At 66.3% G+C, this 21,422-nt stretch carries 18 protein-coding genes and 1 riboswitch; of the genes, 10 read left to right on the forward strand and 8 right to left on the reverse strand.

All coding sequences use genetic code 11. The features are described 5' to 3' along the window. Positions 1-242 precede the first annotated feature (242 nt). Both ACQR1Y_RS33150 and ACQR1Y_RS33155 read left to right on the forward strand, forming a co-directional pair. A complete protein-coding gene (locus ACQR1Y_RS33150) occupies positions 243-1,736 on the forward strand; it encodes a caspase family protein (RefSeq protein ID WP_434879720.1) in 1,494 nt (497 codons plus the stop codon). 282 nt (positions 1,737-2,018) lie between these two features. Beyond that, the gene (locus ACQR1Y_RS33155; RefSeq protein ID WP_434879767.1) at positions 2,019-3,998 is read left to right on the forward strand and encodes a pyrroloquinoline quinone-dependent dehydrogenase; all 1,980 of its coding nucleotides are present in this window, start codon (positions 2,019-2,021) and stop codon (positions 3,996-3,998) included. A gap of 12 nt (positions 3,999-4,010) precedes the next feature. On the opposite strand, the gene ACQR1Y_RS33160 is transcribed toward ACQR1Y_RS33155, so the two are convergent. Continuing rightward, positions 4,011-4,262, reverse strand: coding sequence for a PilZ domain-containing protein (locus tag ACQR1Y_RS33160; RefSeq protein ID WP_434861067.1), 252 nt, complete (start codon positions 4,260-4,262; stop codon positions 4,011-4,013). A 151-nt stretch (positions 4,263-4,413) separates the two neighbouring features. Continuing rightward, complete coding sequence (locus ACQR1Y_RS33165) at positions 4,414-4,854, reverse strand: PaaI family thioesterase (protein WP_434879719.1); 441 nt, start codon at positions 4,852-4,854, stop codon at positions 4,414-4,416. A 264-nt stretch (positions 4,855-5,118) separates the two neighbouring features. On the opposite strand from ACQR1Y_RS33165, the gene ACQR1Y_RS33170 reads away from it, so the two are divergent. Then, complete coding sequence (locus tag ACQR1Y_RS33170) at positions 5,119-5,412, forward strand: hypothetical protein (RefSeq protein WP_434860976.1); 294 nt, start codon at positions 5,119-5,121, stop codon at positions 5,410-5,412. A 95-nt stretch (positions 5,413-5,507) separates the two neighbouring features. After that, positions 5,508-5,738 carry a hypothetical protein gene (locus ACQR1Y_RS33175; protein ID WP_434860977.1) on the forward strand — a complete coding sequence of 77 codons (231 nt, stop codon included), beginning with the start codon at positions 5,508-5,510 and terminating at the stop codon, positions 5,736-5,738. Positions 5,739-5,757: 19 nt separating this feature from the next. On the opposite strand, the gene ACQR1Y_RS33180 is transcribed toward ACQR1Y_RS33175, so the two are convergent. From ACQR1Y_RS33180 to ACQR1Y_RS33190, 3 genes are all read right to left on the reverse strand, one after another. Next, the gene (locus ACQR1Y_RS33180; protein ID WP_434879718.1) at positions 5,758-5,931 is read right to left on the reverse strand and encodes a hypothetical protein; all 174 of its coding nucleotides are present in this window, start codon (positions 5,929-5,931) and stop codon (positions 5,758-5,760) included. Positions 5,932-6,097: 166 nt separating this feature from the next. Beyond that, complete coding sequence (locus ACQR1Y_RS33185) at positions 6,098-6,331, reverse strand: DUF6894 family protein (protein WP_434861068.1); 234 nt, start codon at positions 6,329-6,331, stop codon at positions 6,098-6,100. A 989-nt stretch (positions 6,332-7,320) separates the two neighbouring features. Then, a complete protein-coding gene (locus tag ACQR1Y_RS33190) occupies positions 7,321-7,674 on the reverse strand; it encodes an ADP-ribosylation/crystallin J1 (RefSeq protein WP_434860978.1) in 354 nt (117 codons plus the stop codon). Between the two features lie 458 nt (positions 7,675-8,132). Between ACQR1Y_RS33190 and recA the strand changes: the two genes are divergently transcribed. Together recA and ACQR1Y_RS33200 are read left to right on the forward strand one after the other, a co-directional pair. Continuing rightward, complete coding sequence (recA, locus tag ACQR1Y_RS33195; protein WP_315720995.1) at positions 8,133-9,227, forward strand: recombinase RecA; 1,095 nt, start codon at positions 8,133-8,135, stop codon at positions 9,225-9,227. Positions 9,228-9,520: 293 nt separating this feature from the next. Then, on the forward strand, positions 9,521-10,594 hold the full coding sequence (locus tag ACQR1Y_RS33200; protein WP_434879717.1) for a DUF1835 domain-containing protein: 1,074 nt from the start codon (positions 9,521-9,523) through the stop codon (positions 10,592-10,594). Here the strand turns inward: ACQR1Y_RS33200 and gcvP are convergent. The 3 genes from gcvP to gcvT all read right to left on the reverse strand — a co-directional run bounded on the left by gcvP (position 10,573) and on the right by gcvT (position 15,126). Continuing rightward, positions 10,573-13,446: an aminomethyl-transferring glycine dehydrogenase gene (gene gcvP / locus ACQR1Y_RS33205; protein ID WP_434879716.1), complete on the reverse strand. Its 2,874-nt coding sequence runs from the start codon at positions 13,444-13,446 to the stop codon at positions 10,573-10,575. The two genes, ACQR1Y_RS33200 and gcvP, sit on opposite strands and share 22 nt — an antisense overlap. Before the next feature lie 147 nt (positions 13,447-13,593). After that, positions 13,594-13,959, reverse strand: a complete 366-nt coding sequence (gene gcvH / locus ACQR1Y_RS33210) for a glycine cleavage system protein GcvH (protein WP_006610141.1) — start codon at positions 13,957-13,959, stop codon at positions 13,594-13,596. Between the two features lie 9 nt (positions 13,960-13,968). Continuing rightward, entirely contained in the window at positions 13,969-15,126 is a 1,158-nt protein-coding gene (gene gcvT, locus ACQR1Y_RS33215) for a glycine cleavage system aminomethyltransferase GcvT (protein WP_434879715.1), read from the reverse strand. A gap of 142 nt (positions 15,127-15,268) precedes the next feature. Continuing rightward, positions 15,269-15,381: riboswitch (glycine riboswitch) on the reverse strand. Between the two features lie 180 nt (positions 15,382-15,561). Between gcvT and alaS the strand changes: the two genes are divergently transcribed. From alaS to ACQR1Y_RS33235, 4 genes are all read left to right on the forward strand, one after another. Beyond that, entirely contained in the window at positions 15,562-18,237 is a 2,676-nt protein-coding gene (gene alaS, locus ACQR1Y_RS33220; RefSeq protein WP_434879766.1) for an alanine--tRNA ligase, read from the forward strand. A 2-nt stretch (positions 18,238-18,239) separates the two neighbouring features. After that, positions 18,240-19,487 carry a cyclic nucleotide-gated ion channel gene (locus ACQR1Y_RS33225; RefSeq protein ID WP_434879714.1) on the forward strand — a complete coding sequence of 416 codons (1,248 nt, stop codon included), beginning with the start codon at positions 18,240-18,242 and terminating at the stop codon, positions 19,485-19,487. A 1,214-nt stretch (positions 19,488-20,701) separates the two neighbouring features. Further along, positions 20,702-20,908: a hypothetical protein gene (locus ACQR1Y_RS33230; RefSeq protein ID WP_434860984.1), complete on the forward strand. Its 207-nt coding sequence runs from the start codon at positions 20,702-20,704 to the stop codon at positions 20,906-20,908. Continuing rightward, a complete protein-coding gene (locus tag ACQR1Y_RS33235) occupies positions 20,901-21,197 on the forward strand; it encodes a type II toxin-antitoxin system RelE/ParE family toxin (RefSeq protein WP_434860985.1) in 297 nt (98 codons plus the stop codon). Before ACQR1Y_RS33230 ends, ACQR1Y_RS33235 begins: the two co-directional genes overlap by 8 nt. The last annotated feature ends 225 nt before the right edge of the window (positions 21,198-21,422 follow it).

Consider the following 21,422-nt stretch of genomic DNA (forward strand, 5'->3'; position numbering starts at 1 on the left):
GCTGCCGTCCCGCTTGTTGTCAAGTGACGAACATCACATCCAGATTGGCGCATCTATCGGACAAGAGAGGTCCGATGGCCACCTCGTGACGCGGAGAGTTCGGACGAGGGCGTTGTTCGGCGGATCAGGCCGGGAACTCGCCCGGTTTCGTTTGCGCCGCTCGATGCTGGCCACGGGATGAGTGAACCGCGCCGTTGATCGTCTCGACCAATGGGCAATAGCATGAGCAGATTGGAGATCCCATGTTTCGGCACGCTCTCAGGGCCGCATTGCTGGCCGGCGGCCTGTTGGCCGGCCTCGCTTCAGCAGCATCCGCCGAAACCAGCAGATTGGCGCTGGTGATCGGCCAGTCGTCCTATCGCGCGGTGACGCCGTTGCCCAACCCTGCCAACGACGCCAAGGCGATGGCGAAACTGCTCGGCGATTCCGGTTTCGAGGTGACGACGGCCGCCGACCTGTCGCAGCGCGACCTCAACCGGGAAGTGGGGGACTTCGCCGCCAAGATCGCCGCCAAGGGACCGGATACGGTGGCCCTGGTCTTTTATGCAGGTCATGGCCTGCAGATCGACGGCGAGAACTATCTCGTGCCTGTCGATGTCGATCCGCGCCGGGAGGCCGACATCCCCCTGCAGGCCGTTCGCCTCAACGATGTCCTGAACACGCTGAATTCGGTGCCGAGCCGGATGCGCATCCTGATGCTCGATGCGTGCCGCAACAATCCGTTCCCGTCCATCAATCAGAACGCGGGCAGGGGCCTTGCGCTGGTCGACACCAAGACGGGCGCGCCGGGCACCTTCCTGTCCTACTCGACGTCGCCCGGCGCCGAGGCCGAGGACGGCAACGGCGCCAACAGCCCCTACACGACCGCGCTGCTGCAGGCAGCGCGCGAGCCGGGCGTGCCGATCGAACAGGCGTTCAAACGGGTCCGCGTGGCCGTCAACAAGGCGACCGAGGGCCGCCAGACGCCATGGGATTCGTCGTCGCTGACGGAAGATTTCCGTTTCGTGGTGTCGACGGATGCGAACGCCGCCAATGCCGGGCCGCGCCCCACGGTCGCCAAGCTCAGCGTCGACGAGTGGAAGCGCAGCCTGCAGGGCAAGCCGATCGAGTCCGCCAACGAGATCATCGTCGGCGACGGCAGCGTCGAAGCCTATGAGGCTTTCGTGGCGCTCTACACCGCTCCGCCCTACGGCCGGCAGGCGCGGGAGTGGCTCGACCTTCACAACAGGATGGCCGCCTGGAACGAGGCTGTGCTGATCAACACCGTGGCGGCCTATCAGGGCTTTCTCGACCGCTATCCGAACAGCGATCTGACGCCGACCGCGCGCAAGCTGATCGAGCGGCTGCGCAATCGTCCGGTCGTGACGCCCGTGGTGGCCGCGGCCCCCGCGATCCCGCCGGTGGTGCCGGCCAACCTCGCGGCAGGGCCGACCTGTCCGTGCTCGCAGACTCCGCCGCCCCGGAAGACGGAAACCCCGAAGCGCGTCGAGGAGAAGCCGGCCCGAAAGCGCGAGGAAGATCCGCCGAAGCGTGCCAGCCGCCCAACTCGCCGCGACCCCGGCGACGACGTCGTGGTCTATGCGCCGCCGCCCCCGCCGCGGACCTACTATGCACCACCTCCGGTCCGGGTGGTGCCGCCGGTGAACCTCGGCGTCAGTGTTGGTGGCGGCTACGGTGGCGGCGGCTATGGCCGGGGGCCGTCGAACTACCCGCCGCGACGTGGCTACGGCTACTGACTGCTTACATCGACCGGAGTTCCCGCAGCGGCCGCCCTGAGGGCGGCCGTCTTGCTTGGCGGTTGCGGCCTTTGGGCTCGTCTTCCCTTATCCGCCGGTCGTCATTGCCGCCGGCCGCTCGTCCCACCGGGACCGCCGTCCATCCCATCCGCCTGGATCGGCTTGGGAACGCTGCGTTTCATGCCTTCGGTGCGTCGCTTGGGACGCGAACAGCCGAGGGGGAAAGAGGTCATGCCGCTGCTGCCAAAACGGGTCCGGATCGGGGTCATCTGCAGCCAGCTCATGGTGGCGCCGGCCCAGTCCTGGCAGCATTGGGGTGGCGACGCCGGAGGGACACGGTTCGCACCCTTGTCGGAGATCACGCCGGCCAATGTCGACCGGCTGCTGCGCGCCTGGGACTATCGCACGGGAGATCTCGAGAGCCGGACGCCGGCAGCCGCGTTCCGCATCAAGTTCGAGGCGACGCCGATCCTGGTTGAAGACAGCCTGGTGTTCTGCACGCCGTTCAACGAGGTGGTGGCGCTCGATCCCGGCACGGGGGCGCAGCGCTGGCGTTTCGATCCCAAGGTCAGCGACGGGCGGCGTCCGGCCAATCGTTATGCCTGCCGTGGCGTGACCTCCTGGGTCGACCGGACAGCGCCGGCCGATGCTCCCTGCCGCAGCAGGCTTTTCATGGGCGCGGTCGATGCCCGGCTGATCGCGCTGGATGCGCGGACCGGACGTCCCTGTGCCGGCTTCGGCGAGGGGGGCGAGGTCCGGATCGACGTCGCCAAGGACTTGCTGTGGCCGGGCGAATTCCAGATCACCTCGGCGCCGGTGGTCGGCCGCGACGTCGTGGTGGTCGGCTCGTCGATCGCCGACAATCAAAGGCTCGATGCACCGAAGGGGACGGTCCGCGGCTTCGACGCACGCACCGGCGTGCTGCGCTGGAGTTTCGATCCGCTGATCCATGATGGGATCCAGGCGGGGCACGCCAACGTATGGGCGCCGATGTCGGTCGACGACGAGCGCGGCCTGGTCTTCCTCCCGACGTCTTCGCCGAGCCCCGATTTCTTCGGCGGCGCGCGCCCCGGAGACAACAAGCACGCCGATTCCGTCGTGGCCCTGCGCGCCGACAGTGGGACTCTGGCCTGGTCGTTCCAGACCACCCATCACGATGTCTGGGACTACGACCTTCCCGCGCAGCCGACGTTGGCGCGGATCGAGACCGGGCAGGGCGCGCGCGACGTGGTGATGCAGCCGACCAAGCAGGGCTTCGTGTTCGTGCTCGACCGCGACACCGGACAGCCGGTCTGGCCGGTGGAAGAGCGCGCCGTGCCGCAGGGCGCCGCGGAGGGCGAAGCGTTGTCGCCGACGCAGCCGTTTCCGACCCACGTGCCGCCGCTGCTGGACCAGCGCTTCGCGCTCGACGAGATTTTCAGGGCCGTTCCGCGCGCGATCGATTCCTCCTGCGACGATCAGCTCGCGCCGTTGCGGAATGACGGCCTGTACACGCCGCCGAGCACCCAGGGCACGCTGTTCTTTCCGATGACCGGCGGCGGCGTGAACTGGGGCGGGGCGGCTTTCGATCCCGTGCACCAGATCCTCTACGCCAATGTCAGCCGCGCGCTTCAGATCGTCAGGCTGATCCCGCGGGCCCAGGCCGAGCGGATGACGCCGCATCGCGGCGTGGATCTCGGACTGCAGCGCGGCGCGCCGTTCGCCGTGACGCGGTCGGTAGCCATGTCGAAGCTCGGTCTGTTGTGCAACCGGCCGCCGTGGGGCGAGATGGTCGCCGTCGATCTCAAGGCCGGCAGGATCCTGTGGCGATCGACGGTCGGCACCACCGAGGATCGTGCGCCGCTCGGGCTGGCCTTCAAATGGGGCACGCCGCTCGTCAACGGTGTCGTCGTCACCGCCGGCGGTGTCGTCTTCACCGGAGCGATGGATGCCTATCTGCGGGCGTTCGATGCGGCCTCGGGACGGGAGCTATGGCAGGGCCGCCTGCCGGCGCCTGGCGTCGCGAATCCCATGACCTACCAATGGAAGGGTGAGCAATATGTCGTGATCGCCGCCGGCGGCCATTCCGAGGCGGGCACCTCATTGGGCGATGCGGTCGTGGCGTTCCGCCTGGCGCGGGACGGCGAAGCGCCCTCGCTGTGGTCGCGGACGATCAATCGTCCCGGCGGAAGGTTTGCGGGCGGTGCGCTCAGCGCAGGTTTCGTCGTCCTGGTGGCGTTGCTGCTGGCATGGTTGCGCTGGCGCCGGCGCCGCCAAGCGTAGGCGGCGCATTCATCAATCGAAGGCGACGCCGATCCGCTTGTCGTGGCTCCAGACCGCGTGACACCGCCGCGTGAACTTGTCGGCCGGAATGACCAGCGTGAAGGCTCCGGGCAAGCCCACCGGATTGACCACCTCCACGCGCGCACCGGTGTCCGACATGTTGCGGACCATGCAGTCCACGGCGCCGCCACCGTCGAACGCTAGCCTGCCCTGCTTGAGCACACGATGCCTGGGGGCGATGCGTTTGTTGTCTGTCTCGATCATGGCCTGTAACCCGGTGCTGAATGCCGTCACCTTTCACGTCAAAAGCAGATAAAATAAATCAGGCCCGCGTTTCGTTGGAATGAATGCGATCCGTGAGGCCAGAGCTGCCATTTTCACGCTCTGTTAACCCCCGCATTCACCGAAGCCGCGCTCAGAGCATCGCGAAGGCGCTCGACACCATCGCGACAGGCTTGCCGTCGCCGGCGCTGGTCAGCGTCACCCGGCCGAAGCTCATGGTGCGGCCCATGCGGACAACGCGCGCATCCGCCAGCACGTCGGAGGACGCCGCCGCGCGCATGAAATGCGTGGTCTGATCGACGGTGGTCATCGGCCGGTAGCCGCCGCTCGCCGTCACCATCGCAATCACCATCGCGGTGTCGGCGAAGGCCATCAGTGCCTGGCCGCACACGACGCCGTTGTCGCGGCAGAGCCGTGGCGAAAACGGCAGGCGCAGGATGGCCCCGGCCTCGCCCTGAGCAGAAGGCGCAATGTCTTCGACGCGAAGGTCGAGATCCTTGATCCAGGGGGCGAACACGTCATCGAGGATGCGGCGCGCCGCATCGATGGTGAAGGTCGGGGCATCGCTCGGCACGGGCAGGCTCCTCCATCTTTTGATTCATGTTCTGGCCGGCCTGCTGTTCGCGCAGCGGCGCGGGTCATCGTGCGACAGGCCGGCGGCTTGAAAAGGCCGGAGTTGCGAACCTATGATGAATGCGCGCCGGGGGACAGGCGGCGCATGCGCGAGGTCAGGCGGCACGCCGATCGTGCGACATGGCGCCCGACCCGGCGGGAGTGGCCCGCCCTTGGCTCGCCGTGGAGCGATGGTATAAGGCGGCCCGATACCGGGGAGTAATCAATGAAGAAGCTGATCGTGACGATGACGGTCGCCTTGCTGACCGGCTGGGCCGTTCCCGCAGTGGCGCAGATGCCCAATATCAATCTGCTGGCCGACGCCCCCTCCAAGACCCCCGAGGAAAAGGAGGCCGAAGCGGCGCGCGACAAGGCCTACAGGGAGACGATGCGCAAGATTCCGGACGCCAAGTCCGCCGCGGATCCTTGGGGCAATGTCCGCACCGCGGAACCGCCGAAGGCGCCGCCGGTGAAGACCACGGCAGCCAAGAAGCCAAAGACCGGCGCCACCACCAACTAGGCCAGGAGCCTAGCACTTCGAATCGGGACCATCGGACTCGGATTCCGTGCCGCCTCGTCTATATTGACGGGGTGGCAACGCCGAGGAGTTCGTCGATGGGGTTGCGCCCGCGGGACCTTGCCAGCCGGATGGCAGCCCGGCGCCAAAGAGGCGACGGCTATGTGCGCGACACCTTCACGCTGCCGCGGGAAGAGGCGCGCGCCAAGGCGCGCGACTATCTGACCCGGTACCCGAAGGCGGGGTACATGAGCGCCGTCGAAAGCTGGCGCGAGCTTCCCGATGGGGCGATCGAGTTCACCATGCGGCGGCTGCCGAGCGCCGACTGAACCGCCAAGGCTCAGCGCGTCATTCCTTTTCGCCGAGCAGCTTGCGGGTATCGCGATTGATGAAGTGAAGCCGCGTACAGGCCTTGCAGACCACGGTCTCATACGCGCTCGTGGGATCGCCCGGCCTCGGCTCTTCCAGCCAATGCTGCACGTTCATCCCGGTCCGTGGACATTTGAAGATCAGATTACCCATACAGATTCAAGCTTCTGCCAGGACCGGGGCAGGCAATTTGATCTGAATCAAGACCACGCGGGAAATCACAGCCCGCCGCGAGGCGCGGCGCAATCCTCAATTGCGCTGCTCCGGAGGAGCTCTTCCAAGGTGTCACGCCCGGCGCAAAAGCCTCCCGCCGAACGACCTAATCGAGCGACTCGGCGACGATCCGGATCCGAAACACCGGCTGTCGCGTCTCATCGAGCAGTTCCATCTGCCACTCGGAGTTTTCGGCGAGCTTGCGCGAGATGCTGCTGGCCATATCGGCGCAGACCGTGGTCATCTCTTTCCAGGCTGCATTGCGATCGGCGCATTCTGTCCCATACTCGGACGCGCCGGAGAAGTGGCCATTGCGGATACGAAAGAAATAGAGCGGCATTGCCAAAACCGGTGAGCCCTGACCGCCCCAGGCCGCTGGGTTTGATGTACGCACCGCAAGTTCAAGCGCAAAACCCTCCTGGATCAATTCCGGTAGAATACGGTGGACGGCCGGCCGAGGCCCGGCCGCAACCCGGACGGGCAGCGAGGCTGTACAGTCGGGCCACCTGCCGCCAGCGGCAGCCGAAGGCGAGCAAAGAGCCTCGGACCGCCGCGGTCCGAGGCTCGGCGTCAACGTCGTAGCTTCCCGGCGAGGGCAGTTCGGCAATGACAGCTCATCTTAGCGCGCGACCTGGTTGCCCGCCTTGCGGCAAATCAAGGGTTGTATCGCCGCTCGCTCAGCGTCGTGTGCTCGTCGCATCGACATGCGCGCGCCGCAGTCGCTGCGGACAAGATGTTCTTGGGACACAGAGCATCACGTCAAAAGCCCCGGACATCGTCCGGGGCTTTCTTTCAGCGCTGATGGTTTCAGGGCCTGCGCCTACGGTGACGGCGCCTGCAAAGGAATGATGTTGCAGGCGGCAGGTCCGCAGCACATCGCCGATGGATGTGCTCCGACCATTATCGAAACGAACAAACAAATTCGGGGCTGGTGAAAATTTGCTCCGACGATCCGACAACCTGAACGCTATAACGCAACCCCAAGTTTATGACAATGGTGGTTGCTTGAATATCTCGGGAGCACCAAGGGATCAGTGAGGTCGATCACCTACATAAGACGAGCGCCGCATGCGGCATCTTCGGGAACGTGCGAGCGGCGGACGTCCTCGCCGTCTTGATGTCGCAGGCCCGCGGAGTTGCAGCGGCGACGACGATGGGAACTCATCGCACATAAGCGCTTCGGCCGCCGTGCACGCCGTCAATTGCATTCTGGACGTGCGTTTGCCTGCGAGATGAGCCGAACAAAAGCAGAAGAGGCGATGGAACTTCGTTCCCCTCAGGAGAACCACGGATGTGCGATCTGCGCACGCGTGTAGGAAGTTGATAGTTTCAGGGAAATGTTCTGACGAGCGTGATGGCGCCGACGATGGCTGCGTTGAAGTCATCGAGCTCCTCGCTCGGAATCCAATACTCGAGATGATCGCGTCCACCGGCCTGCTGCACCGGATAGCGATCGATGAACTCCCGCAGCACGTCGAAGCGTACAACATGGCCGCTGCCGCTGGCGGGCACGTTCCAGTCACGCGCGATCTTCACCGCGTAGTCCTCGGTCAGTACCGGATAGAAGATGGGTTGCTCCGGCAGCCGCGGCGGAAACGCGCGCATGCCCGACGCCTCGATCAAGGCAAGTTCCTTGGGGCCGACAGGGCGCCACAGCGTGATGGTGTCGGGGGAGATGGTCATGCGGCTCGAAGCTGTCCGAGGAGCGAGCAGATGCCCCACGATAGGGCAGAACCTGGCAGGCGGCGCAAGTGTCTGGCGCCATCTCCAAACTCATCATCAAGGCGCGTGTTGTCGCAGTCCAGCTCCCGCGTGCCGGAACACGGTCTGGTTGTGGTCAGGGCCTCCTTGGCGCGTGCTCTGCCGGTTCGCGCGTGGCTAGGCTGGTGCCCGATCGTGAGCTCGCTGCGTGCCGGATGGCTGCCTGGCGGCGCGTTTGCTGCGCATGGCTCGGCTCTTGAGCTGAGCCACTTTTTCCTGCGGCAATGTGGGCTGCCTCTGGCGGAAGCTGTGAACGGCTGCAAACGCGCGAAAGAACATATTGCGAACAAAGAACAGATCGGGTACATTCATCTCAAGATTGCTGGCCGGCCTCGTTAACCGTTTGTCCATCCCGCGAATCCCCGCCATAAGGAGCGCCAATGTCCGCCACCGCCCTGCGTATCGTCGAAGGTTCTTCCATGGATAAGAGTAAGGCGCTCTCTGCTGCGCTGTCCCAGATCGAACGCCAGTTCGGCAAGGGCTCGGTGATGAAGCTGGGCAAGAACGACCGCTCGATGGATGTCGAGACGGTCTCGACCGGCTCCCTCGGGCTCGATATCGCGCTCGGCATCGGCGGCCTGCCGAAGGGACGTATCGTCGAGATCTACGGGCCGGAATCCTCGGGCAAGACGACGCTGGCGCTGCACACGGTGGCGGAGGCGCAGAAGAAGGGCGGCATCTGCGCCTTCATCGACGCCGAGCATGCGCTCGATCCGGTCTATGCGCGCAAGCTGGGCGTGAATATCGACGAGCTGCTGATCTCGCAGCCGGATACGGGCGAGCAGGCCCTGGAGATCTGCGACACCCTGGTGCGGTCGGGGGCGGTCGACGTGCTGGTCGTCGACTCCGTGGCGGCGCTGGTGCCGAAGGCCGAGCTCGAGGGCGAGATGGGCGAGTCGCTACCTGGCCTGCAGGCGCGCCTGATGAGTCAGGCGCTGCGCAAGCTGACGGCCTCGATCAACAAGTCCAACACGATGGTGATCTTCATCAACCAGATCCGCATGAAGATTGGTGTGATGTACGGCTCGCCCGAAACCACGACCGGCGGCAATGCGCTGAAATTCTATGCCTCGGTACGCCTCGACATCCGCCGCATCGGCGCGATCAAGGAGCGCGACGAGGTGATCGGAAACTCTACACGCGTCAAGGTCGTCAAGAATAAGTTGGCGCCGCCGTTCAAACAGGTCGAGTTCGACATCATGTATGGCGAGGGCGTGTCGAAGATGGGCGAGATCCTCGATCTCGGCGTCAAGGCCGGCATCGTCGAGAAATCCGGCGCCTGGTTCTCCTATGACAGCCAGCGGCTCGGGCAGGGGCGTGAGAACTCGAAGACCTTCCTCAAGGCCAACCCCGATATGACCGCGAAGATCGAGGCTGCGATCCGCCAGAACTCCGGTCTGATCGCCGAGCAGATCCTGGCCGGCAACGCCGAGCGCGATGCCGACGGCGACGGTGAGGAGCCGGCGGAGGAGTAGAGCGAGCATCGCGGGCGCCGCAGACGTCGATTTGACGACGTTCCGGCGCCCGACGCTTCCCAATCTCGCGCTCTGGTGGATTGGCCTGGCTCCGGCGGAGGCAATCGACGTAGCGCGCATGCCTTGATGGATGTCCTTTCCTCCTGGGTTCAAGCAGGTGAAAGCGCGTGTGCCGGCCGCCGGACCGGGGAGGCCGATAGGGCGCGAGGAGCCTGACGTCGACTTTTGGTTAGACCGATTGCAGGCGGCCAGACTGCGCCGTGCGCCGATCGCGCGATGACGGAGCCAAGCGGATGACGAGCCTCATTCTCACGGCCGATGACCCCGGCGCCGGTGCGCTGCGGAGAGGAGGCTTTGCCGATCTCGTGGTGCCGATTTTCCATCGTTTCGTGTGGGGGCCTTTGCCGTGCGATACGGAGCTGTCGAATTTTCTCGGCGCGCGCCCGCCGCGACAGAAGGCGGCGCATTGGTTGGATTTCGCCTCGCGTCGCGAACTGATGGCCGCCGGCGTGCGCGGCAAGGGTCTGCTCGAGATCGTCGATCGTTGCGATCGTATCGAGCTCTGGATGGACACCCGACCGAACGACCAGTTGGTCCTGATCTGGTTGTTGGACTATCTCCGCCATCACGCGGAGATCGCGACCAAGATCGTGTTGCGGCATGTCGACACCCCCCTTCATGCGCCCGCCTGGCAAATCGCCGAGCAGACGATGGGCATCGCGGTGTCGCGTGAGCATCTCGAGCTTGGTCATCGCGCATGGCGGGCGTTTCGAGCTCCGACGCCGCAGGCTTGGTTCGACCTGTTGAAGCAGGATCTCAGCGCGCTGCCGCAGCTTCGGCGCTGCGTGCTGGAGTTGCTCGATGAGCTTCCTGGCGACACGAGCGGCCTCGGAGCCTCGGAATTGCGAATCCTCGAATTGCTGTCCGCGGGCTATGAGCACCCGCTCGATGTGCTTCCGCCCTTTCGGGAGCGCTTTCAACGCCGCGTCTTCGATTATTGGGAAGCGGGTGCTTTGCTCGACGGCCTGGCGCTGGCGCCGGTGCCCGTCATATCAGGCCTCGCCGAATGGCCATTCTCGATCGAGATGCACCACGGTCGTGAACGTCTCGACCGCTACAAGGCGAGCACGCTTTCGCTGACGCCGCTCGGCAAGGCCATCCTGGCCGGCGAGGACGATTTTACGGTCCACAATCCAATCCGGCGCTGGTGGGGCGGCACCGAATTGACCAACGCCAATCTCTGGCGCTGGCACGGCGTGCTGATCGCGCCGGACCCTGACACGCCTCACGTCATCGACTGTCGCGAGCCGTGGCAGGTGGTCCATTGGCGCGATTGCGAGGCCGCTTACTCCGCTGCCTCCGCGTAGTCGCCGACGGGCGGGCAGGAGCACACCAGATTCCGGTCGCCATAGACGTTGTCGACGCGGCCGACCGGGCACCAGTATTTGTCGGTGCGCGAGGTGCCTTCCGGGAAGCAGCCTTCGCTGCGGCGATAGGCGCGGTTCCAATCGTCGTCGGCGATGTCGTGCACCGTGTGCGGCGCGTGGCGCAGCGGCGAGGCCTCGATCTTGAAACGGCCCTGTTCGACCGCGGCGATCTCCTTGCGGATCGCGATCATGGCGTCGCAGAACCTGTCCAGCTCGGCCTTGGACTCCGACTCGGTCGGCTCGATCATCAAGGTGCCGGCGACCGGGAAGCTCATCGTCGGCGCGTGGAAGCCGTAGTCGATCAGCCGCTTGGCGATGTCGTCGACGGTGACGCCGCTGGTCTGCTTGAGCGGGCGCGGATCAATGATGCACTCATGCGCGACGCGGCCACGCTCGTTGCGGTAGAGCACCGGGAAGTGCTGATCGAGCCGGGCCGCGACGTAGTTGGCGTTGAGGATCGCGATCTCGGTGGCGCGCGTCAGGCCGTCGCCGCCCATCAGCAGCATGTAGATGTAGGAGATGGTCAGGATCGAGGCCGAGCCGTAGGGCGCCGCCGAGACCGGGCCGACCGGATGCGCGCTTGCGCCATCCGTGGTCGGATGAACCGGCAGGAACGGCGCCAGATGCGCCTTGACGCCGATCGGGCCCATGCCCGGGCCGCCGCCGCCATGCGGGATGCAGAACGTCTTGTGCAAATTGAAATGGCTGACATCGGCACCGTAGTCGCCAGGACGGGCGAGGCCGACCTGGGCGTTGAGATTGGCGCCATCGAGATAGACCTGTCCGCCATGCGCATGGACGATGTCGCAGATGTCGCGGATGTGCTCCTCGAACACGCCGTGCGTCGAGGGATAGGTGATCATGATCGCCGCGAGCTTGGCGCTGTGCGCCTCCGCCTTGGCCTTGAGATCGGCGAGGTCGACATTGCCGCCGGTGTCGCAGCCGACCACGACCACTTCCATCCCGACCATGTGCGCCGACGCCGGATTGGTGCCGTGGGCGGAGGAGGGGATCAGGCAGATCGTGCGATGGCTGTCGCCGCGCGCGGCGTGGTAGCCGCGGATGGCCAGCAGTCCGGCATATTCGCCCTGCGCGCCGGAGTTCGGCTGCAGCGACACCGCGTCATAGCCGGAGATCCGGCACAGCCAGTCCTGGAGGTCGGCGAACATCGCGTGATAGCCGGCCGCCTGGGCGCGCGGCACGAACGGGTGCAGGCTGGCGAATTCCGGCCAGGTGAGCGGGATCATCTCCGTCGTCGCGTTCAGCTTCATCGTGCACGAGCCGAGCGGAATCATCGCGCGGTCGAGCGCGAGGTCGCGGTCGGCGAGCTTGCGCAGATAGCGCAGCATCTCGGTCTCCGAGCGGTGCGCGTGGAACACCGGATGAGTGAGGTAAGGCCGCTGCCGCTTCAACTCGGCCGGGACGGCGTCGCGCGCCCCAGCTTCGACGTCGGCGTAGGACAGCTCGCCGCCGAACGCGCGCCAGACGGCTTCGACGACCTCGGCCGTCGTGGTCTCGTCGAGCGCAATGCGCAGCTTGCCGCCGTCGCGGCCGAGATTGATCCGCTCGCCTTCCGCACGCGCGATGATCGAATCGGCCTTTCCACCAGCCTCAACGGTGACGGTATCGAAGAAGGCGTCGCTGCTGGGCGCGAAGCCGAGCTTGCGCAGGCCGGCCGCGAGGACCGTCGTCCGGCGATGCACCATGCGCGCAATCGCCTTCAGCCCTTCGGGGCCGTGATAGACCGCGTACATCGCGGCAATCACTGCCAGCAGCACCTGCGCGGTGCAGATGTTCGAGGTCGCCTTCTCGCGCCGGATGTGCTGCTCACGGGTCTGCAGCGCCAGCCGATAGGCGGGGGCGCCACGCGAATCGACCGAGAGGCCGACGATGCGGCCCGGCAGCGAGCGCTTCAGCGCGTCGCGCACCGCCATGTAGGCGGCGTGCGGCCCGCCATAGCCCATCGGCACGCCGAACCGCTGCGCCGAACCGATCGCGATGTCGGCGCCGAGCTCGCCCGGCGAGGCGACGAGGGTCACCGCCAGCAGGTCGGCGGCGAGGATCGCCAGCGCCCCCTTGTCGTGCAGCTTGGCGATGGCGCCGCGCGGATCGCGCAAGGCGCCGGTCGTGTCGGGATATTGCAGCAGCCCGCCGAACACCTCGGCGCTGTCGAGATCCGTCGCGGGATCGCCGACGATCAGCTTCCAGCCCAGCGGCTCGGCGCGGGTGCGCAGCACGGCGAGCGTCTGCGGGTGAACGTTGTGATCGACGAAGAACGCCTTGGTCTTCGCGTGCGACGAACGTTCGGCGAGCGCCATCGCTTCCGCAGCCGCGGTGCCCTCGTCGAGCAGCGAGGCGTTGGCGACGTCGAGCCCGGTGAGGTCGCAGATCATGGTCTGGAAGTTGAACAGCGCCTCCAGCCGGCCCTGGCTGATCTCCGGCTGATAGGGCGTGTAGGCCGTGTACCAGGCCGGGTTCTCCAGGATGTTGCGCTGGATCACCGCCGGCATGACCGTGCCGGAATAGCCCTGGCCGATCAGCGAGGTGAAGACTTGGTTCTGCGCCGCCAGCGCGCGCATGTGGCCGATCGCCTCGACCTCGCTCAAGGCGGGCTCCAGCGTGAGCGGCGCGGTCTGTCGAATGGTGCCGGGCAGGGTCTGCGCCATCAGCTCGGCAACGCTCTTCGCGTCCACGGTCTCCAGCATCGCCGCGACATCGCGCGGGGAGGGACCGATATGGCGACGGGCGAAGTCGGTGGCGGCATCATCGAGCGGCTTGAGCGGCGTGGTCATGAGCAATCCTCTATGCCTCGTCATGCCCCGCGAAGGCGGAGCATCCAGTAATCGCTGCTGTCGAGATCAGGCGGAGGGGGCGCGGCGTACTGGATCGCCCGGTCGAGCCGGGCGATGACAGCGGTGGGTGTCGCCGCACCGCGGCTCTCACGCCGTGTGCGCCTTGTAGGCGGCCTCATCCATCAGGCCGCCGAGCTCGGCCTTGTCGGCGATCTTCAGCTTGAAGAACCAGGCCTTGCCGTCGGCATCGGTGTTGACCAGCGCCGGCTCGTCGACGATCGCCTGGTTGACCTCGACCACCTCGCCGGTGATCGGCGCGTAGACGTCGGAGGCGGCCTTGACCGATTCGACCACGGCGGCGGCTTCGGTCTTCTTCAGCGCGCGGCCGACCTGCGGCAGCTCGACGAACACGACGTCGCCGAGCTGGGCCTGCGCATAGTCGGTGATGCCGATGGTGGCGACATCGCCGTCGATGCTGAGCCATTCATGGTCGGAGGTGTAGAGCGTGGTCATGGACGTCCTTCAGCGCTTGTAGGTGTTGGGGACAAAAGGCGTGGCGGCGACGCGCAGCGGCAGCCGCTGGCCGCGCACATCGGCAAATAGTTGGGTGTCCAGCGCGGCGAGGGCGGTCGGCACATAGCCCATCGCGACCGGCGCATTCAGCGTCGGCCCGAAGCCGCCCGAGGTGACCTTGCCGACCGGTTCAGTCGAGTCGGCGGTCGCGAACAGCGTCGCGCCCTCGCGCACCGGCGCGCGGCCCTCGGGCCGCAGGCCGACCCGGCGACGCGCCGCGCCGCTGTCGAACTGCGCCAGGATCTTGTCGGCGCCCGGGAAGCCACCGGCGCGCGCGCCGCCTGATCGCCGGACCTTCTGTACCGACCACTCCAACGCTGCCTCGACCGGCGTCGTCGACGTATCGATGTCATGGCCATAAAGGCAGAGCCCGGCCTCGAGCCGCAAGCTGTCGCGGGCGCCGAGGCCGATCGGCAGCACGTCCTTGTCGGACAACAGCGCCTCGGCGAGCTGCTCGGCCTTGTCGGCCGGCACCGAAATCTCGTAGCCGTCCTCGCCGGTATAGCCGGAGCGGGAGACGTAGCAGGCGAGCCCGTCGACGGTGCGCGGGCCCGAATCCATGAACCGCATGGCTTCCGCGTCTGCACAGAATTTCGCCAGCACGCCTGCCGCCTTCGGCCCCTGCAGCGCCAGCAGCGCGCGGTCGGTCAGCGGCTGCACGTCGCAGACGTCAGACAGGCCGTCGCGCAGCAGCTGGATGTCGGCCTCCTTGCAGGCGGCGTTGACGACCAGCACCAGGTGCTCGCCGAAATTCGCCACCATCAGGTCGTCGAGGATGCCGCCCTCGGCATTGGTGAACTGGGCATAACGCTGGCGGCCCGCGGGGATGCCGACGATATCCTGCGGCACCAGCCGCTCGAGCGCGGCCGCGGCGTCGGCCACCTTGCCGGATTTTGGCACCAGCGCGACCTGGCCCATGTGCGACACGTCGAACAGCCCGGCGGCAGCGCGGGTATGGAGGTGCTCCTTGAGCACGCCGGGCGCGTATTGCACGGGCATCTCGTAGCCCGCGAACGGCACCATCTTGCCGCCGAGGCTCACATGGAGCGCATGCAGCGGCGTTCGCTTGAGAGAGGAAGAAGAAGTCGCAGCAGCCGGTTCAGCCATCAGGGGTCCTCGCGCGGTTCCTCGGGACCAGTCCCGAAAAACGCCATCGAAGCCCCATCTGTCGCTGTGCCTGAGAGTATTATCCCGTCGGCGGACGCCTCCCGGGACCAGGCCCGGCCAGCGCCTCTTTCCAGATGCAGTTGAAGTCGCGAGGGTCCTTTTGCCTGAGAGTTTCCGGGGCGGTTGCTCCTTCGGCGCCGATCCCTTGAAGTTCAACCAGAACCTCAGAAGACCGATCTCTCCCGACGCGACTAACGTCAGTGCGGCGACAAAACACCAGCTCAACCGAGCTGTCAACGCGTCACCATGGCTTTCAACCAGCTTTAGGAGCCGTGCAGCAACCCCATGATGTTTCTGCACAGTTTCTGGACACGTGAGGGACGCTTGTCTAAAAGCAATGCCGCCGAATTCCCGGACTTCTTCGATTGGATTGCTATGAGCGGCGTCAACGAGATCAGGTCGACTTTCCTCAATTTCTTCGCTGCGAACGGCCACGATATCGTGCCGTCCTCGCCGCTCGTGCCGCGTAACGACCCGACATTGATGTTCACGAACGCCGGCATGGTGCAGTTCAAGAACGTCTTCACCGGCGTCGAGAAGCGGCCCTACAACCGCGCCACCACGTCGCAGAAATGCGTCCGCGCCGGCGGCAAGCACAATGACCTCGACAATGTCGGCTACACCGCCCGGCACCACACCTTCTTCGAGATGCTCGGCAACTTCTCGTTCGGCGACTACTTCAAGGAGAACGCCATCGAGCTCGCCTGGAAGCTGGTCACCAAGGAGTTCGGCCTCCCGAAGGACAAGCTGACCGCGACCGTCTATATCGACGACGACGAGGCGTTCGGGCTCTGGAAGAAGATCGCGGGCCTTCCCGAGTCGCGCATCATCCGAATCGCCGGCTCGGACAATTTCTGGCAGATGGGCGACACCGGCCCGTGCGGCCCGTGTTCGGAGATCTTCTACGACCACGGCGACAAGATCTGGGGCGGCCCGCCGGGCTCGCCCGAGGCGGATGGCGACCGCTTCATCGAGATCTGGAACCTCGTGTTCATGCAGTACGAGCAGCTCGAGGGCGGGGTCCGCAATCCCCTGCCGAAGCCGTCGATCGACACCGGCGCGGGCCTCGAGCGCGTCGCCGCGGTGCTGCAGGGCCAGCACGACAATTACGACATCGACCTGTTCGTCGCGCTGATCCGCGCCATCGCCGACCTCACCAACGCCGACCCGCAGGGCCCGCAGAAGGCGTCGCTCCGCGTCATCGCCGACCATCTGCGCGCCTCGTCGTTCCTGATCTCCGACGGCGTGCTGCCGTCCAACGAAGGCCGCGGCTATGTGCTGCGCCGGATCATGCGCCGCGCGATGCGCCACGCCCAGCTGCTCGGCGCCCGCGAGCCGCTGATGCACAAGCTGGTCGGCGCGCTGACGCGTGAGATGGGCCAGGCCTATCCGGAGCTGATCCGCGCTGAGGGGCTGATCAAGGAGACCTTGCGGCTCGAAGAGACCCGCTTCCGCAAGACCCTGGAGCGCGGCCTTGCCATCCTCGACGAGAAGTCGGCCTCGCTCTCCAAGGGCGACATGTTCGACGGCGACGTCGCCTTCACGCTGTACGACACCTATGGCTTCCCGCTCGACCTCACCCAGGATGCGCTGAAGTCGCGCGGCATCAGCGTCGACCAGGCCTCCTTCACCGACGCCATGGAGCGGCAGAAGGCGAAGGCGCGGGCGGCCTGGGCCGGCTCCGGCGAGGCGGCCACCGAGACCGTCTGGTTCCCGCTGCGCGAGAAGCTCGGCGCCACCGAGTTCCTCGGCTACGAGACCGAGACCGCCGAGGGCGCCGTCACCGCGCTGGTCAAGGACGGCGCCGAGGTCGACAGCCTCAAGGCCGGCGAGAGCGGCGCGATCGTGCTCAACCAGACGCCGTTCTACGGCGAGTCCGGCGGCCAGGTCGGCGACACCGGCGTGCTGACCGGCGAGGGCGTCCGCGTCCGCATCACCGACACCCAGAAGAAGGCCGGCGATTTGTTCGCGCATATCGGCACCGTGGAGCAGGGCACGCTCAAGCTCGGCACCGCGCTGCAGCTCGACGTCGATCACTCGCGCCGCTCGGCGATCCGCGCCAATCATTCGGCCACCCACATCCTGCACGAGGCGCTGCGCCAGGTGCTCGGCGACCACATCGCCCAGCGCGGCTCGCTGGTCTCGCCCGACCGGCTGCGCTTCGACTTCGTGCATCCGAAGCCGATCACCCCGGAAGAGCTCGCCCGCGTCGAGGACATCGCCAACGACGTCGTGCTGGAGAATGCCGAGGTCACGACCCGGCTGATGGGGCTCGACGACGCCCGCGAGGCCGGCGCGCGCGCGCTGTTCGGCGAGAAATATGGCGACGAGGTCCGCGTCGTCTCGATGGGCAACGCGGCGCGCGAGCTGGGCTCGAACGCGATGGGCTGGTCGGTCGAGCTGTGCGGCGGCACGCATGTGAAGCGCACCGGCGACATCGGCCTGATCGCGGTGACATCCGAGAGCGCTGTCGCCTCCGGCGTCCGCCGGATCGAGGCGCTGACGGCGCGTGGCGCCCGTGCCCATGCCAACCACAATCTCGCGCTCGCCAAGGCCGCCGCGGCCGAGCTGCGCACCACCGTCGACGAGGTGCCGGCGCGCATCACGGCGCTGATGGAGGAGCGCAAGAAGCTCGAGCGCGAGCTGTCGGATTCGCGCAAGAAGCTCGCGATGGGCGGCGGTGCGGCGGCGGGCGGAGCCGCCTCCGGCATCCGCGAGGTCGCCGGCATCAAGCTGATGGCCCGCGCGGTCGATGGCGTCGAGGTGAAGGATCTCAAGTCGCTGGTTGACGAGGCCAAGAAGCAGCTCGGCTCCGGTGTGGTCGCCATCGTCGGCCGCAGCGAGGACGGCAAGGCCGGCGTCGTCGTCGGCGTGACCGCCGATCTCACGGCGCGCTTCAACGCGGTCGAGCTGGTGCGCGCGGCGTCCGAGGCGCTGGGCGGCAAGGGCGGCGGCGGCCGTCCCGACATGGCCCAGGCCGGCGGTCCCGATGGATCCAAGGCGGAGGCTGCGCTGGCCGCGATCGAGAGCGCGATCAGCAAGGCCGGCTGATCGTGCCGCAGCTCGGGCCGGGCGAGAGCGTTCGCGATCCCGATCGCATGCCCGATCCCGATTTGCGGGACCGGCTCTACGAGCTGCTCGAGCACGACCATCTGCCGCTCTCGGTCGGCTCGCGCTTCGTGCGCGCCGTCGTCATCGTGATCTTCGCCGACGTGCTGGCAACGGTGCTGGCCTCGGTGCCGCATCTCGACGAGCGGTTCGGCCCGACCTTTACCGCGGTGAAGGTCATGGCCGTGCTGGTGTTCGGCTTCGAATATGTGGCCCGGCTCTGGAGCGTCGCCGGCCACACGCCGCAACATGTCTCGCCACTGCGTGACCGCCTGCAATATGCGTTCTCCGCGCTCGGCATCATCGATCTCATGGCCTTCCTGCCGGCCGCTGTCGTGCTCGCGTTCGGCGACCACGCCACGCTCGCCGTGCTCGTGGTGCTGCCGTTCCTCAAGCTGGTGCGCTATTCGCCGGCGATGCGCTCGCTGCTGGCGGCGATCCAGGCCGAGCGCCGCACCTTGGTCGGCTGCCTCGCGATCCTCGCCGGCGCGGTGCTGCTGTTCGCCTCGCTGCTCTATGCGGTCGAGCGCGACGTGCAGCCCGACAAGTTCGGCACCATTCCCGACGCGATGTGGTGGGCGATCGTGACGCTCGGCACCGTCGGCTATGGCGATGTCGTGCCGGTGACCTCGCTCGGCAAGGCGATCTCAGTGTTCACCATCATCGGCGGCCTCGCAATGATCGCGCTGCCGGTCGCCATCATCTCCAACGCCTTTGCCGACGAGGTGAAGCGGCGCGACTTTGTGGTGACTTGGGGCATGCTGGCGCGGGTGCCGCTGTTCTCGCATCTCTCGGCGTCCGAGATCGCCGACATCATGCGGCTCTTGCGGGCGCGGACCATCGAGGCCGAGGAGATTCTCGTCCGTCGCGGCGACGTCGCCTCGTCGATGTATTTCATCACCGCAGGCGAGGTCGAGATTGAACTGCCGACGCAATGCGTGCGGCTCGCCGACGGCACCTTCTTCGGCGAGATCGCGCTGCTGCACCGGACCAAGCGCTCCGGCACCGTCAGGGCCACGCGCAAGACGCGGCTGCTGGTGCTCGACGCGCAGGACTTTCACGCCCTGATCGCCCGCATGCCGGCGCTCGCCGCCCACGTCACCACCACCGCGAAGGCCCGCATGGCCGACACCGGCGACCTCGCCATCGCCGAACTGTCGCAAGCCGAGCACGACGACCAGCCGGGCGGGTAGGGCGCGGCGCGTCGATTGGAGACGGCTGGGGCAAAGGCGCGCTCGCTATATTGCACGCCACGTCCTGGGCTCCAGCGCGCGCCGTGCCCACCATTGCCACCTCTCGCGCAACAACCACCGCTGTCGTCCCGGCGCACGCCGGGATCTATACCCCCAGGGAGCGGTTTGAGGCAGGCTGGCCGTTGGCTTTTTGCCCATCACAACGACCGCGGCGTATGGGTCCCGGATCGGCGCCAAGCCGCGCTGGCGCGCGTCGTGGCTTGTCCGGGACGACGGCGGAGTTTGTAGTCCGTAGGGTGGGCAAAGCGGGCGCCCGCAGGGCGGTTGCGTGCCCACCGTGTATCCGCCTGCGCGGCAGCCACGGTGGGCACGGCGCGCGACAGCGTTGGGCTCGTGGCTCAAGCGGAGGCGCGCCTTTGCCCACCCTACGGCAGCATCGCTGTGGTCGATTTCACATTCTCAAACAGCACGGACATGCGGCTGCAGTCTCGCGGCACATCCTGCCCGAGGTCTGCTGTTAGTTCGTCCCTCACGAACAACGATGAGGGCGCAGGGAATGCCGGGTGATGGCCTCACCCATGGCCCGCCTGCGAACAAAAATGCAGGCGGCAGGTACCACAGGTGCAGCCGGATCGACCCGGCATTCCCTGCGCGGCGGTTTTAACGCTTATACGCGATCTCCTCGGTGCACCGGGCTTGTTGGCCACCGTGTCGCGACAACACGCTTTCGCGCATTGCGCGAGGGACACCAGCATCGGGGTGTCAGGACCACGCGACTTCACGTCCGCAAGCGCATCATTCGTCCGCACCATCCGGCGCGCTGATGCCCTCACGTCCACCGCATTGCCGATCCAACGTGTCGTGACGACGCGTACGCCCCTCATCCGGACCGGAACGCGGACAGAATACGCATGAGTTGCTGATTTTCGGAAGTTTTTTATTTTGGAGGGGCCTCTTGAAACGGACGATCTCATTGAGATCGACGATGAAATCGGGTGTTCGGCGCAGCCGATTTCGACACGGCGCAGCAGTGATTCAGACCCGTCGGAAGGCGCAACGGTGCTCGTCGGGCAAATCAGGACAGCCAGAGTAGGGCGCCTTGCTCCGCGCTGCGACTGGCGCGACTGCGGCAGGGCCGACCTCGCAAAGTCCGCCGATGGATGCTATATCTCTCGCCACAAATGCTACCGTGTTCCCTCTCGCTGGAACGACCGATGTCTGAAACAAAGATCCGCGCATTTCCTTCGGCGATGCCGCCGCGCCCGGCGGAGTTGGCAGAGTGGAATGCCCTGACACGCGAAGAGCAAATTGAGCGCTTCGCGGAATTCTTCGCTCATCCCGATTGCGAGACGTTTACCGACGAGACGGCCGAGGACATCATCGCCGCTGCCCGGCAGCGCGCCGCTGTGCGCCGTGGGTAGCTATCGCCTCACGATACGCACGCGAGATCAGCTCGCGCAGATTTACGACTACACAGAGGCGGAGTTCGGGGCCTATCAGGCGGAAGCGTATGCGTCCGGACTGATCCGAACCTTCGAATTGCTCGCGGATTTTCCCGCCATCGGCCAGTCGGCCGAGGATTTCCGGCGTGGTTTGCGGCGGTTTCGTTTCCAAGCGCACTTCATCTACTACACCGTGTCGAACGACGTGGTCGAGATTCGAGGCGTGCTGCATCACGCGCGCCAGATCAGATCCAGTCTGTTCGAGTAATGCGGTTGGGAGCAGCGGGCTCCTGCTCGTGATGGGCCGTCCGCGTTGACGCCGCAGTGGCCACACGTTCGAGATATGGCGCCACTATTTACGGCTAATCTGCTGCCAGAGATTAACGCGTAGCGCGTGAGGCGGATGAGCGCGGTCCGTAGGGCGGATTAGTACTACTGCGTCACAAATTTCTTCTTTTTGGCTTTGGCGCGAGGCCGCAACATGGGCATCGAG

This window comes from Bradyrhizobium sp. HKCCYLRH3099, assembly GCF_051167855.1.
Classification (GTDB): domain Bacteria; phylum Pseudomonadota; class Alphaproteobacteria; order Rhizobiales; family Xanthobacteraceae; genus Bradyrhizobium.

Excerpts from the sequence above, each read along its gene's own strand:
- ACQR1Y_RS33190 (WP_434860978.1), bottom strand. The coding sequence starts at position 7,674 with ATGACCATCTCCCCCGACACCATCACGCTGTGGCGCCCTGTCGGCCCC.
- alaS (WP_434879766.1), top strand. The coding sequence starts at position 15,562 with ATGAGCGGCGTCAACGAGATCAGGTCGACTTTCCTCAATTTCTTCGCT.
- ACQR1Y_RS33155 (WP_434879767.1), top strand. The coding sequence starts at position 2,019 with ATGGTGGCGCCGGCCCAGTCCTGGCAGCATTGGGGTGGCGACGCCGGA.
- gcvT (WP_434879715.1), bottom strand. The coding sequence starts at position 15,126 with ATGGCTGAACCGGCTGCTGCGACTTCTTCTTCCTCTCTCAAGCGAACG.
- ACQR1Y_RS33185 (WP_434861068.1), bottom strand. The coding sequence starts at position 6,331 with ATGCCGCTCTATTTCTTTCGTATCCGCAATGGCCACTTCTCCGGCGCG.
- ACQR1Y_RS33180 (WP_434879718.1), bottom strand. The coding sequence starts at position 5,931 with ATGGGTAATCTGATCTTCAAATGTCCACGGACCGGGATGAACGTGCAG.
- ACQR1Y_RS33200 (WP_434879717.1), top strand. The coding sequence starts at position 9,521 with ATGACGAGCCTCATTCTCACGGCCGATGACCCCGGCGCCGGTGCGCTG.
- gcvP (WP_434879716.1), bottom strand. The coding sequence starts at position 13,446 with ATGACCACGCCGCTCAAGCCGCTCGATGATGCCGCCACCGACTTCGCC.
- gcvH (WP_006610141.1), bottom strand. The coding sequence starts at position 13,959 with ATGACCACGCTCTACACCTCCGACCATGAATGGCTCAGCATCGACGGC.
- ACQR1Y_RS33160 (WP_434861067.1), bottom strand. The coding sequence starts at position 4,262 with ATGATCGAGACAGACAACAAACGCATCGCCCCCAGGCATCGTGTGCTC.
- ACQR1Y_RS33150 (WP_434879720.1), top strand. The coding sequence starts at position 243 with ATGTTTCGGCACGCTCTCAGGGCCGCATTGCTGGCCGGCGGCCTGTTG.
- ACQR1Y_RS33170 (WP_434860976.1), top strand. The coding sequence starts at position 5,119 with ATGAAGAAGCTGATCGTGACGATGACGGTCGCCTTGCTGACCGGCTGG.
- recA (WP_315720995.1), top strand. The coding sequence starts at position 8,133 with ATGTCCGCCACCGCCCTGCGTATCGTCGAAGGTTCTTCCATGGATAAG.
- ACQR1Y_RS33230 (WP_434860984.1), top strand. The coding sequence starts at position 20,702 with ATGTCTGAAACAAAGATCCGCGCATTTCCTTCGGCGATGCCGCCGCGC.
- ACQR1Y_RS33175 (WP_434860977.1), top strand. The coding sequence starts at position 5,508 with ATGGGGTTGCGCCCGCGGGACCTTGCCAGCCGGATGGCAGCCCGGCGC.